This is a genomic window from Clostridium sp. Marseille-P7770, assembly GCF_902143525.1.
In the GTDB taxonomy this organism is placed as follows: Bacteria; Bacillota; Clostridia; order Lachnospirales; family Lachnospiraceae; genus Pilosibacter.
The window spans coordinates 65,207-78,464 of record NZ_CABFVC010000007.1; the positions used below are offsets into that span (position 1 = coordinate 65,207).

The following is a 13,258-nucleotide window of genomic DNA, read 5'->3' on the forward strand; positions in this document are numbered from 1 at the left end:
TGTGGAAAGTCAGCAGTAAAGTCTGCTGCTACCGCTGCAACAGATGGAAATACGACTTGAAAAATTTTTGCTCGTGAAGAGCAGTCAGACAAAAAACAATGAAAGGAAGATCCGGATCCCGGACAGAAGCGATGGATAAAAAAGAATTTGTTTTAAAAGCAGTTGCGGACAAAAAAGACCTGATCGTCGAGGTGAGTGACAAAATTTTTGATTATGCGGAGACAGGCTTTCATGAATTTAAGACCGCAAAACTCTACGAGGATGTTCTGAAAAAAGAAGGATTCCAGGTGGAAATGGGAGTCGGCGGCATGCCGACGGCATTTAAAGCTACATATGGAACAGAAAAGCCGGTGATCGGATTTTTAGCGGAATATGACGCTCTTCCGGAGCTGTCCCAGGAAGGCGGCTGCACGATGAGAAAGAAAGCCGAAGGGGAGAACCCGGACGGACATGGCTGCGGCCACAACCTGCTCGGTGCGGGAGCCATGGCGGCAGCGCTTGCAGTGAAAGCGTATCTTGAGGAGCATCCGGAAGCGGGAAGCGTGGTCCTTTTTGGATGCCCGAGCGAGGAAAAAGGCGACGGCAAGGCGATCATGGCAAGAGAGGGAATCTTTGACGGCGTGGATGCGGCGTTCACCTGGCATCCGGGCGATAAGAACGAAATCTGGTCGGAGTCCACTCTGGCGAATGTCAGCGTCTTCTTTAACTTCAAAGGTGTGACCTCCCATGCAGCGGCAGCTCCGGAACTCGGGAGATCTGCGCTGGATGCGGCGGAACTCATGAGCGTCGGCGTCAATTATCTTCGGGAACATATCATCTCTGACGCGAGGATCCACTACGCGTACCGTGATGTCGGAGGAATCGCCCCGAATGTTGTCCAGGGACACAGCCGCGTCCACTATTTCATCCGCGCGCCAAAGTCCTGGCAGGTAAAGGAAATCTACAGGCGTGTGGTTGATGTGGCAGAAGGCGCCGCAAAGATGACAGGGACTGAGATGACATATGAGCTCTATGCAGGTCTTTCCGATTACATCCCGAACCATGTACTCTCGGAAGTTCTTCATGAGTCCATGGAGGAGATCGGCGCTCCGGCTTACGATGAGGCGGATTTTGCGCTGGCATCCAGATTCTTCCATGAGACCGCGACGCCGGAGGAACTGGAGGCAAAGCGAGCGTCCCTGCGGAAACTCTTCGGTGCAGATCATCTGGATGAGATCGAAGCCCGCCCGCTCCACACCCGGATCTCTCCGCTTGTATGGACTGGAAAGGTCCAGGCGGGGTCCACCGACGTCGGCGATGCCAGCTATGTGATCCCAACGGCGATGTGTACCACGGCGACAGCGACTCTCGGCACTGCCGCCCACACCTGGCAGATGACCGCACACGGCAACACGGAGATCGCCCACAAGGCAATGTTAAATGCGGGTGAGGCTATAGCATTGGCTGCCTTAAAGACCATGGAAAGCCCGGAAATCTTAAAGAAAGCCCACGACGAATGGCTGGCCGAGACAAACGGCATCTACGAATGCCCGATCCCGAAGGAGATCGGACCGAGGCTGGAGGATTAAGGGAGCTGCGTGCACAATCGAAAATAGAGGAGCAATACAATGAGACAGGAAACCATAGACAGGATCCGAAAATTCACCGATGACCGCGACTGGGACCAGTTCCATTCTGCTGCCAATCTGGCAAAATCTATTGTCATTGAGGCAGCAGAACTTCTGGAATGCTTTCAGTGGAGTGATGAGGAGTATGATCTTCAGCATGTGAAAGAAGAGCTGGCAGATGTGATCGTCTACTCACAGAACCTTTTAGACAAGCTGGGGCTGGATGCAGATGAGATCGTGAATATGAAAATGGGGATGAATGAGAAAAAGTATCCGGTGGAAAAGGCGCGGGGGAAGTCTGCGAAGTATGATCAGTTGTAGGGACTAGAGAAGAATGCTGCAGGGCAGCCATACAGCGTGGATTGGCTGCCGGCGGATCTTGGAGTTGTGGGGAAGATTGAGAAGTGGATGGAGAAAGAAATCTGATAAATTTTTGTGCTTTCGATATGCAAGACCAAATTATAGGACACCTAATGTGATATACTGTGTCTCAAAGAGGTACAGAAAGTCAAACATATGGAAAATAGGAGGACTATGAAATGGAAAAAGACAAAACATGCAGGGATATTTATTTTGAAATGCGATCCATGAACCGGCATCTGCAGAGAGTGGGAAATATTGGGATGCTGGCGTTGCTCTTAAAGTTGTCGGAGGGCCTGGAAGATGACAAAAACGGAAAGCGTCTTTTAAAGGCGGCTGCGATTCTTGTCGGTGTTGTGGAAGTGCTGCTCTTTCAGGAGGCAGTAACGGATTGTATAAAAAAGAGGAATGGCGAAGCAGACGACTGAGTGCCAATGGAAAAATATCCATAGGATCCTGCGAATCTGCGGATAACCCGATCGGGCAGATGGTGATGGATTCAGAAAATATGGAAAGAAAAATGCAAAGGAATCTCTGAATGAAGAAACACAAAGTATACCTGCAGGACCTGCTCAATGAGTATCCGGAGTCGGAAGACTATCAGAAATTCTATACATATGTGATGGAGCTGATCAGGAGAGACGAGCTTGTTCCGATGAAAAATGCGAAGAGCAACGGCCGGAGACCGGCGCTTCCGCTCAGCTTCTGGAAATATGAAGACAAACCGGATTATACGGATATCTATGAGGAACTGAAGTATAAGTATCATCCTCTGATCAATACTTCCTATTACAGGAACCATCCGGAATGCTATGAGACGGACAAGGAGAAACTGCAGATTCTGAGTGATTATCTGAAAGATCATTCCAAACTGCTTGATACCGAGGAGACGATGAATGAGCGGAGCTTCGAGATCTTCCGTCGGGAAAAGTTTTTCCAGAGAGAGGGCGGTCTCGAATTTTGCAGGAAAATTGGGATCAGTCGGGAACAGCTGGCATTTTATGAGACTTCTGAGCCGCTTTCTTATTATTCCCGGTCCAAACAGACCCCTCAGAACATTCTGATCGTGGAGAATAAAGACACATTTTTTGATATCCGGCGCTGTATGAATGCGGGGCATGACCGGATCCTTGGAAAACAGTTTGGTACTGTGATCTACGGGGCAGGAAAAGGAATCTGGAAGACGTTTGCGGATTATGTGAATGGGGCAGAATCCTATTTCCTTGGGGATAATGAATTGTTCTATTTCGGAGATCTTGATTATGAGGGGATTCTGATCTATGAACATCTTCTGGAGCAGAAAGAGTACCAATGGGACAGGCAGGGAAATGGCAGTGCCGGAATGATCCAACTTTTCCGGAAAGCATACGAGGCGATGCTGGATAAGGCGCTTCAGATCGGTTTTTCAACTCTTCCTGACATGAAGGAAAAGCAGAATTCGAATATTGGAACGGTATTTCTGGATGTGTTTGATGAGGAGAGAAGGAGACAGATCCATGAAATCCTGTCAGCAGGAAAATATATTCCACAGGAAATTCTAAATGAGCATGACTGGTAGCCAACCGACAGAAGAGATACGGAAAGGTTATGATAAATGAACAAAACTGGTGATAAAAGATGATCGAGAAAGATTTTTTAAAGAATTTTGAGCAGCGAATGAAATTTGTCGGGAGGTATGCGTTGCTCTGCAGCAACAGCTTTGGAAAGCAGCAGTGGAAGGATTACGGCATAGAGACGCGGGATGAGCAGATGAATATGTTGTTTACACTGCTGCTTTTTATCATGGAGTATTCTTTGCGGGAAGAAAACTGCACGATGGACGATATTGCGGCGTTCGTGGAGGACATCAGTTACGAGTACCATGCGAAAAAGTTGAGCTTTGAGCAGAGTCGGGACTTTGCGAGATTTATGGTGGAGGATATCCTTGGAAACAGCGGTTCTTCCATGTATTTTAAGGCTTTTGACTATGAAAAACGGACATATAAGGAAATCAACATCCGTTATATCGACAACAAGGTCGTGTATCTGGAGAGTGGCGTCAGAAGAACATCCTATTACCTGACGGACGAGGGTTACAATATGATGCTCTCCACGATGGAAATGGAAAATAATCTGAAACTTTCGGTCCATGAAATGCTCTTTAAGCTGCATCTGGAAAAGGCAGATTATAACAGGGCTGTGGAAGATATCAAAAATATCTTCAGTCAGCTTAGAAAACAGAGCCAGAAGATCGAGGAGGCAATCCTGTCGGTCCGGAGAAATGCGTTGGCTTATTCAGTAGAAGAATATGGGCAGCTGGTGGAGGACAACATCAACACTGTAGTCGAGACAAGAGAAAAATTCAATCTTCACAGGCAGTTTATCGACGAGAAAATTGAAGAATTTGAAGAAAAACAAATGAATGCGGAAACATTCACGGAAAAAGAAAAGGGCAACCTGAACAATCTTCGTGTGATCGGAAGATATCTGACGCAGACTCTGGATGAACACCAGAGAATCCTCGGTCAGCATTTTGATCTGAAGAAATTATATGATGAAGAGCTGGAAAATTACTCGAACATGACACTGGTCCAGCGGTTTCCGTTCCGGAGCGATGTGTATGATAAGGTATTAAAAGATGTCTCGCTCCTGAAAAATGTTGATAAAATTTTTAGTCCGTTATTTACCGGACGGGTGGGGAAGATCTTTAATCCGGAGAAAATGCTGGAATATCAGAAAAAGTTAAAAAAAGCGGATGTGGAAGACGAGACCGTGGAGCTGGATTTTGATGAAGAGGAGTACAACCGGGAGAAAGAAGAGCGCAGGAAAGAACGGATGAAAAAATATGAGGGCTGTGTGAAGGGAATCCTGGAACAGCTTCTCAAATATAAAGAAATGACGCTGGAAATCTTAAATACGGTGTGTACAGAAGAAGAACGGACACAGCTTCTTCCGACTGCAGAGATTTTTCGCGAGGTGATCATCGAATTCCTGACAGCGGGCACAATCGATATCGGAGCACTTCAAAATGAACAATCGGATTATCTCATGGATGCGTCAGATGGGTTTGTACTGAATGAGATGTTACTTGGTCTGATGGAAGACCGGGAATTCCGGAAAATCGGAAAGATGTTTATTTTCCCGATGGAAGACAGTGCGCATGTGTACTTTAAGAATGTAATGGATGAAAACGGAAACAGAAGAAATTTCAGATGTTCCAACGTGGGATTCCGGTATGAGGAGAGATAGAAGATGGCATACGAAGCAGAGATGATCACATACAGCCAGAAAATATTTTATTATCTTCTGTGCCACGGGGCACTGAGTGACCTGGATGCGGGAGTCAATGATCTGTACCGCGCGTATGTGGAACATGAAGAGGTCATGAATCTCGTGAAAAATCAGGCGGAAATTGCAGACTGCAGAATCGAGCGGTACGGGACGACGATCTATCTGATGCCGGATATCGACAATAAATACCTCGGTTTTACGAAGGCAGACCTGAAAAAAGAATTATGTAAACCGAATGCTACAGACCGGGATTATTATCTGGCACAGTTTGTAATCCTGACGCTGTTGGTGGAATTTTATGACGGACAGGGAAGTACCAGTAAATCCAGGGAATTTTTAAAACTCGGGGAGCTGCAGAATCTTGTATCAGAGCGTCTGAAAGCTGGACTTGCGCTTGAACAGGAGCGGGAACAGGATGGAACAAATCTTTACACGGAAATGTATGAAAATGTCCTGGATTACAAGAGTATGAGCGAGGCCTATGAGTCCTTAAAAAGCGCGGAAACGGGAAGTCGGTCAAAGTATACAAAGGAAGGCTATGTGAGCATTATCTGTGAGTTTCTCGATCGGCAAGGGTTGATCGTTTTCGTCCGGGAAGATGAGATGATCAAGACGACGGCAAAGCTGGACAACGTGATGGAGTATAAGATCCTGAATAAAGAAAACTATGCAAGGATCATGGAGGCATTGGGGGAAACATATGAGTAAGATAGCGAGGATCCGTATTTTAAACCTGAACTATAACAATAACACCATCAAAATTGATGACGAGATGTTTGACTTCAATGGTCAGAACACACTCATCTCCCTGAGAAACGGCGGAGGAAAAAGCGTGCTGGTACAGATGATTGTGAGCCTTTTTGTCAACCGCTCATATCGTGATTTCGGAGACCGGCCGTTTAAGAGCTATTTTACGACGAACCGGCCGACATTTATCATGACAGAATGGATCCTGGATAATAAAGCCGATCGTTTCCTGGCAGGTATGATGGTCAGGAAAAGCCAGCGGGAAGACAATGACGCGGAAGAGCTGGAAATGTACACTTTTACCGGCAATTATTCAAAAGCCTGCAGCTATGATATTGAGAATCTTCCGGTCATCAGACAGGAAGGTAGCAAAAAGATCCTGAGGGGATTTTCTGAATGCAAAAACCTGTTGGAGGAGATCAGTAAAAGTGAGTCGAGAAACTTTCGGCTGTATGACATGACCAGCTCCTATGGAAGAGGCCAGTATTTTAATAAACTTCGCGAGTATCAGGTCAACAATAAAGAATGGGAGAGCATCATCCGAAAGGTAAACCAGAAGGAGTCGGGACTTTCAGAGCTTTTCCAGAATGCCAAAGATGAGAAGAATCTGGTGGAAAACTGGTTCCTTCGCCCTATTGAAGATAAATTAAACCAGGAAAAGAATAAGACGGATGAGTTCCGGAAACTTGCGTTCCAGTTTATTGAACAATACAAGAGTAATCAGTCGAAAATTCAGCGAAAAGGGATCATTGAACGGTATTTTGAGGACACGAAGCCATTGAAAGTCCAGATCGATGATTATGTTCAGAAAGATCATGATGCAGCGGCTCTCAGAACAGAGATGATCCTTTATGTGAAGGCGCTGCAGAGAGAATTGAAGCGGCTGGAGACGGAAATTGCTGCCGGACAGGAGAAAATAGACCAGATCAAAAGGGAACAGAGACGGATCGTTTATGAGAAGCTCTCATATGGAATTTACATTGATGAGGACCGGAAGACAGCACTCCTTGCGAAGAGAACACAGCAGGAGACGGCGATCACAGAGCTGACCTATCGGAAAAATCAGTTGACACGGGAGATCGACCGGTATGATCTTCATAAGCTCTATCAGGAATTAAAGGATTTTGAACGTCAGAAGGCCGAGGTAGATGCAAAGCTGCAGGTGCTTTTACAGAAGACGGAAGAATCAAAGGATGAGATCGGAAAGATCGGAAGTCAGCTGTATGCGCTGTATTCCGGGAAGGCAGAGAAGCTGGAGAAACAGAAGAAGCGGGAAGAAGAAAATCGTGTCGAGACTGAAAATACGAAAAAGGAAGTAGAGAAGGAATTCGGTGAAAATGAGCAGAAGATCCGAAAATTAGGCGTAGATATCGGTGCATTGACTTCAAGAGTGAAAAGCTTTGATGAGGTGGAAGACACCTTTAACAGAGAATTCAGTGCAGATCTGAGACGAAATATCGTAGGTCTTTATGTGGATGGTGCACTGGAGATTTTTCGGAAAGAAATGGAAGCAGGGCTTCAGGAAAAGAAAAATGAATCGGCAAAATATGCCGGAAAACTTCTCGAGCAGGAACAGACACAAAAAAGACTTTCCCGGGAAATAGTGGATGGAAATTTAAGAGCCAACGATCTCGCACATCAGCTGGACAGTCTTTCTAAGAAACTTCTGGATCTGGAGAAACAGAAGAATGAACGCCTGAGAATCATGAAGTATGTCGGCATGGATGAAGCCCATATGGATCAGAAAAATCTGATTCTGGATCAGCTGGACGGAAAGATGAAAGAGCTGGACATGGAAAGAGACAGTCTGATCCAGAAAAAAGCTGCTCAGGAGAAACAGTTCCGGCAGCTGAAGGAAGGAAAAACGACAGAGCTTCCGGAAAATATCAGGATCTACCTGGAACAGAACGGAATCGACCCGGTATACGGAATGGAATGGTTCACGAAAAACGGACGGACGGCGGCAGAGAATGTGGAGCTTGTAAAGAAAAATCCGTTTATTCCGTATTCTGTTGTGATGGAGCGGGCGGATTTTGAACGGTTCAGAAAGAATGAGGAGAAACTGTATACGAGCTTTCCGATCCCGATCATCATAAAAGACGAACTGGAACAGGAGCGGCAATCTGTGGATGCGAGATTTGCAGTCTATGGAAATGTGCATTTTTATGTCATGTTCAATACACATCTTCTTGATCGGGAGGAGCTGGAAAAGATTCTGGAGACGATCAGGAGGAAGATTGAAAGTCTGAAAAAGTCAATCGGGGACAAGGAATCGGACCTGGAAACTTACCGAAACTACAGGAGTACAATTGAAAGTCAGACGTTCAGTACCACTTTGTATCAGCAGACAGAAAAAGAGATTACGGATCAGAAAAAAGAGAGTGAATCAGTGAAAGAACGTCTCCAGGAGATCCGGCGGGAGCAGGGCAGACTGGATGAAGAAAAAGAAGAGACGAAAAAGCTTGCGGAGACGGTGGAACGGCAGATCGATAAGCTGAACAGGGAGAAGCACCAGTTTGATATTCTCTGCAAAAAATATGAGCAGTACGAGACAGAGCGGACGAGTCTGGAACGCCTGAACAAAGAAAATACAGAATTGACGGCGAAAGAAAGTGCTCTTAAGATCAGAATGATAGAGCTTCAGGAACAGGAGATTGGACTCCGGGCGCTGGTGAAGGAAATTTCGGAGCAGATCGACCGTGTGCAGAAACAAAAAGAAAAATTTGAAACTTTTGCTGAAACAGCCGGAAATCATGAACGTACCGGTCAGGAATCTGCGGATCCGGCAGAACTGGAAGCGAGATATTATGCACTGACGAAAGAAATATCGGATAGTGTCGATGAACTTCGAAAAGCGCAGAATGACTGGATCGGAAGAATCCAGGGGAAAAAGAAAGATATTCAAAAGAAAAATGAGGACAGCCGGATTCCGGAGGAGGAGTACCGGGAACTGATCTGCCCGGAAGAACAGTATGACAGCTGGAAACGTCAGAAAAAGCAGACAGAAAAAGAGCTGAATCAGGCAGTTGAAAAGAATGTCAGTCTGGGAGAACAACTGGGTGTTTTGAAACATCAGATCGAGACCAATATGAAAAACCTGAAAAAGGAAACGGGATTTGATCAGCCGGTCGATCGAAAGACGATTACAGACATAAACTTTGAAGAACGCTGGAATTTACAAGAATATGATCTCAGGACAGAGCTGCAGAAGCAGTCGCGTCTTCAGGAGAGAAATATCCAGCTGTCTGCACAGGTTGCGGTTGTAGCGGAATATGAGGATGAGATGCTTCCGGAAGCTGAAATGCTCACGCAGACAGAAGAGGGGCAAGAGGATGCCTTGACGGCCATCCAGGCACAGATTCCGGATATCCGAAATGCGGAGATCGAGGCTGTTAAAACGTATCAGAAAGAGATTCGCAGAAAAATGGCGGAGATTTCCAAAGCTCTGGATCAATGCAGACTCAGCATGTCAGAAATGATCCGCGAGATTGCGTCCGGTAAAGAGTACGCGGATGATTATTTCAGGAAAACGTTTGACAGCCTGCTCTCGCAGACTGCCAGTCCGCAGAATCTGTCCCGCCAGTTTGAGCTGAACCGCCAGGCATACGAAAATCAGCTGGAAAAACTGAAGATCGACCTTGCGCATATCGATGATGAGCAGAAAAATCTGGAAATGATGTTCCTGGAATACATTGAGCAGATCAATGTGAATATCGGCATGATTGACAAAAATTCTACGATCTCTGTGCGCGGCAGAAGTCTCAAAATGCTGCGAATCCAGGTACCGGACTGGGAGACGGAAAAAGAGCATTTCCGCCTGAAGCTGCATGATTATTTTGAACATGTGGTGAAAATGGGAATCGAGACGATCGAGAAGAATGAAAATCTGACGGAGTTCCTGGGACGGGTGATCACGACGAAAAAGCTGTATGATGACATCGTAGGAATCCAGAATGTGAAGATCCGGTTGTATAAAATCGAGGCGGAACGGGAGGTTGCGATCTCCTGGTCCGAGGTATCGGCAAACTCCGGCGGCGAAGGTTTCCTGTCCGCATTTGTGATCCTGACCTGTCTCTTAAGCTATATGAGGCGGGATGAGACCGACATCTTTAATTCCGGCGAGGAAGGAAAGGTCCTAATCATGGACAACCCGTTTGCGCAGACAAACGCGGAACATCTTCTGAAACCGCTGATCGAGATGGCGAAAAAGACGAATACGCAGCTGATCTGCCTTTCCGGTCTCGGAGGCGATTCCATCTATAACCGGTTTGACAACATCTATGTACTGAAACTCATCGAATCCAGCATCCGAAATGGAGTGCAGAGAGTTGACGTGACCCACGTGAAAGGCGATGATCCCAAAAGGATGGTATTATCGGACTTCAAGATGGAACAGATAAGTATGTTTGATATGGATTTTGAAGGGTAGGGATTTTCTGCACTGAAAATTCCGTATGATACTGTCGCGGCAGCAGATTTTTCCGATTCAGGATGCGAAGCATCGGCAAAATCCAGTTCCAGTACACAGGCGAAAAGGGCGTGTGTGCTGGAACTGTTTGATATGGAGGCTGAGGAGTAGGAAACAGCGCGTTGCTTTCCGTAGTATCGGTTTTCTGTTATGATACTGGTAACGGAGGTGCACGAAATGGAGACAAGATGTTGGAAGCATAGATAGCTTTCTTATGCAAAGCATGTCAAAAGAAAGAAGCACCAGAACCGGTGATATGCCGGAAATGGTGCTTCAAGTCTATTTTGAGGTTTATACTTCCCTGTCGTTAAGATATTCTGCAAGGCTGTAATACAACTCTCCCTCTCTTCCGCGTGTCTGTTTTGCAGCCGTCATGGAATTTAGGATCGCTTCCTGTTCGGCTTCCGCTGCAGCGAGAAAAGCCCGGTTGATCACATGCTCCGGGATTGCTGATAACTGGAGAAGTTCCTCCTCGCGACCGGACGGGATACGATTTGCGGTTGTAAAGCCGATCATGACTTCTCCGCTTCCATGTCCCGTATAACCGCCGGTTCGTGCGATGCCAACCCCTGTTCTTTTCAGAATCCGTTTGAGCTGACGGCTTGTCAATGGGAGATCGGTAGCCAGAATGCTCATGATCGAACCTTTATCTTCTTCGGATGCAGCCATATCATTCTTTTCTTGCTTCCATTCCAGAATTTTTGGACCAACAGCCTCTCCGTTCAGTACAAAGTCTTCGGTTGCACCAAAGTTTGACTGAACCAGAACGCCGATGGTGTATTCCTTTTCACCAATACAGATCACGCGGGATGAAGATCCGATTCCACCCTTCATGCCGTAGCAGATGGTACCGGCACCGGCACCGACATCCCCCTCTTCGAACTCCTCGGCAGCAGTCTCAAAAGCCTGCCGCACTTCTTTTTCACCAACTGCACGTTTCTGAATCTGGTTGATCCGGCAGTCATTACACTCACCAACGACCGGATTGATGCTCATGGGTTCCAGCCCATCGTTCTGGCACTGTTCGATCACGATACCGGCAAGTGCATCCCAAACCTTTCCGACATTTAACGTATTTGTAAGGGCAATCGGTGTTTCAAGAGTCCCAAGCTCTTCTACCTGTACCAGACCGGCACTTTTCCCAAAGCCATTGTGGACATAGGCTGCTGCCGTATAGTGATTTGCAAATGCATTATCCGGTCCAGGGACGATCACGGTCACACCGGTATGATTTTCTTCCGTGTTCACAGTACAGTGTCCTACCAGTACACCAGGCACATCCGTAATCGCATTTCTTTTTCCTGTTTTCACTCTTCCGGGTACAATTCCGAAGTCCCGAATCCGTTTTTTCTCCACGTTAATTTCCTCCTTGGATTTTGTCGGCTATTTTTAATGATTGTATCATAGTTTTTGAGAAATAAAAACAGGATGGGGGAAATTTGCGATTACAGCAAGAATGGCAAGCGAAATGGCAGCACAAGCCAATAGTATAAAAGCTATGTGTAAAATGCCTGCAATCGAAACATAATCATGCAGAGGAAACTGTGTTGAACGAATTGATTTATAGATAATTGACAATGCAGTACGTACCTGTTACACTCCGTGCAACAGGTACGTACTGCAAGAAATAGTGGAAGCTTGTATTCTTTTTTCGAAAAGGAATCTTGACAGCCACAATAAAAGCTGTATAATGATAGTAACAGAACCCACCACGCCTCTGATTTTTCATGCGCAACCCGGTGGGACTTTTTCATTTATGGGGTGCTTTATGTATCAATATCCAAAACAAATTTTAACAATAGCACAGCAGGTACAATCATATATTGATGCAGGAATGGTAATTACTTCTCGTGCGGACGTAGAAAAGTCATTAAAGTCCGTTGGATTTTATCGTTTGCGTGGATACTCGTTCCACTTATATGATAATGCTACAAAGAAGTATGTTCCAGGAACAAAGTTTGAAGATATTTTAAAGTTGTATCAATTTGATCAGGAATTATCTGCTTTGATTTTTTCAATGATTTCCAAGATTGAAGTGGCTTTGAGAGTACGATTGGTGGAAGCGTTACTAATACACGGAGAGCCACTTGTTTTGCAGGATTCATCGATTTTTAAAGAGAAAAAACTGTATTGGCAGAATATGTCTGCTGTAGCGTCAGAAATTGCTCGCTCTAATGATGTGTTTATCAAACATAATTTTGACAATCATGATGGAGAGGTGCCTGTATGGGCAGCTGTTGAAGTTCTTTCATTTGGTACGCTATCGAAGATAATTAAGAATTTGAAAACAGGTACGGGAAGTTCGTATTCTATATTGGCCACTAATTACCAGTATAAATCGAAAAAAGGGAATTTGGTAAATCCATCACAGAAAATGCTTGCTTCATGGATACAGGGCGTTTCAGTATTGCGTAATATGTGCGCTCATAATTCCAGAATTTACAATCGCACAATACATACGACACCGGAAATTCTGGATGCAGATAAGGTCACACCACCGCCAGCACATAACGGTTTGTATCAAATCCTACTGGCAATGAAGTATCTGCGTTCATCCGATGAGGAGTGGACAGTATTTGTTGATGCTTTTGATAAGCTGATTCAAAATAATATTGGTGTAGTCAGTCTTACAGCAATGAATTTTCCGGCGGATTGGAAAGCACATCTAAGTGTATAAATGAAGCAGAGCTGCATAAAATAGTAAAGCAGACCTAACCAAGCATTTTTTGCTCAAACCGGTTAGGCTTTCGGCGGAGTGTTACGATAAGCACTTCGCCATTTTTATTTTGATAAAAACATTCAAAAA

At 45.5% G+C, this 13,258-nt stretch carries 9 protein-coding genes; 8 read left to right on the forward strand and 1 reads right to left on the reverse strand.

Translation table 11 applies throughout. The features are described 5' to 3' along the window. Positions 1-131 precede the first annotated feature (131 nt). The 7 genes from FN001_RS15575 (at position 132) to FN001_RS15605 (ending at position 10,413) form a co-directional block, all read left to right on the forward strand. Entirely contained in the window at positions 132-1,568 is a 1,437-nt protein-coding gene (locus FN001_RS15575) for an amidohydrolase (RefSeq protein ID WP_118298961.1), read from the forward strand. Between the two features lie 39 nt (positions 1,569-1,607). After that, entirely contained in the window at positions 1,608-1,928 is a 321-nt protein-coding gene (locus FN001_RS15580; RefSeq protein WP_118298923.1) for a nucleotide pyrophosphohydrolase, read from the forward strand. A gap of 218 nt (positions 1,929-2,146) precedes the next feature. Then, positions 2,147-2,395: a hypothetical protein gene (locus tag FN001_RS15585; protein ID WP_118298924.1), complete on the forward strand. Its 249-nt coding sequence runs from the start codon at positions 2,147-2,149 to the stop codon at positions 2,393-2,395. A 110-nt stretch (positions 2,396-2,505) separates the two neighbouring features. Continuing rightward, positions 2,506-3,525: a Wadjet anti-phage system protein JetD domain-containing protein gene (locus tag FN001_RS15590; RefSeq protein WP_142412450.1), complete on the forward strand. Its 1,020-nt coding sequence runs from the start codon at positions 2,506-2,508 to the stop codon at positions 3,523-3,525. 59 nt (positions 3,526-3,584) lie between these two features. Further along, entirely contained in the window at positions 3,585-5,195 is a 1,611-nt protein-coding gene (locus FN001_RS15595; protein WP_118606767.1) for a hypothetical protein, read from the forward strand. Positions 5,196-5,198: 3 nt separating this feature from the next. After that, the gene (locus FN001_RS15600; protein ID WP_118298927.1) at positions 5,199-5,945 is read left to right on the forward strand and encodes a DUF6063 family protein; all 747 of its coding nucleotides are present in this window, start codon (positions 5,199-5,201) and stop codon (positions 5,943-5,945) included. Then, a complete protein-coding gene (locus FN001_RS15605) occupies positions 5,938-10,413 on the forward strand; it encodes a coiled-coil domain-containing protein (RefSeq protein WP_142412451.1) in 4,476 nt (1,491 codons plus the stop codon). Before FN001_RS15600 ends, FN001_RS15605 begins: the two co-directional genes overlap by 8 nt. Positions 10,414-10,743: 330 nt before the next feature. Here the strand turns inward: FN001_RS15605 and FN001_RS15610 are convergent, their stop codons facing one another. Continuing rightward, positions 10,744-11,808, reverse strand: coding sequence for a P1 family peptidase (locus FN001_RS15610; protein WP_142412452.1), 1,065 nt, complete (start codon positions 11,806-11,808; stop codon positions 10,744-10,746). Between the two features lie 334 nt (positions 11,809-12,142). On the opposite strand from FN001_RS15610, the gene FN001_RS15615 reads away from it, so the two are divergent. Beyond that, positions 12,143-13,129, forward strand: a complete 987-nt coding sequence (locus tag FN001_RS15615; RefSeq protein WP_243016225.1) for an Abi family protein — start codon at positions 12,143-12,145, stop codon at positions 13,127-13,129. Positions 13,130-13,258: the final 129 nt, after the last annotated feature.

What these genes read in the sequence shown, in the direction of transcription:
- FN001_RS15575 (WP_118298961.1), top strand. Translation starts at nt 132, where the DNA reads ATGGATAAAAAAGAATTTGTTTTAAAAGCAGTTGCGGACAAAAAAGAC.
- FN001_RS15590 (WP_142412450.1), top strand. Translation starts at nt 2,506, where the DNA reads ATGAAGAAACACAAAGTATACCTGCAGGACCTGCTCAATGAGTATCCG.
- FN001_RS15585 (WP_118298924.1), top strand. Translation starts at nt 2,147, where the DNA reads ATGGAAAAAGACAAAACATGCAGGGATATTTATTTTGAAATGCGATCC.
- FN001_RS15615 (WP_243016225.1), top strand. Translation starts at nt 12,143, where the DNA reads ATGATAGTAACAGAACCCACCACGCCTCTGATTTTTCATGCGCAACCC.
- FN001_RS15580 (WP_118298923.1), top strand. Translation starts at nt 1,608, where the DNA reads ATGAGACAGGAAACCATAGACAGGATCCGAAAATTCACCGATGACCGC.
- FN001_RS15605 (WP_142412451.1), top strand. Translation starts at nt 5,938, where the DNA reads ATGAGTAAGATAGCGAGGATCCGTATTTTAAACCTGAACTATAACAAT.
- FN001_RS15600 (WP_118298927.1), top strand. Translation starts at nt 5,199, where the DNA reads ATGGCATACGAAGCAGAGATGATCACATACAGCCAGAAAATATTTTAT.
- FN001_RS15595 (WP_118606767.1), top strand. Translation starts at nt 3,585, where the DNA reads ATGATCGAGAAAGATTTTTTAAAGAATTTTGAGCAGCGAATGAAATTT.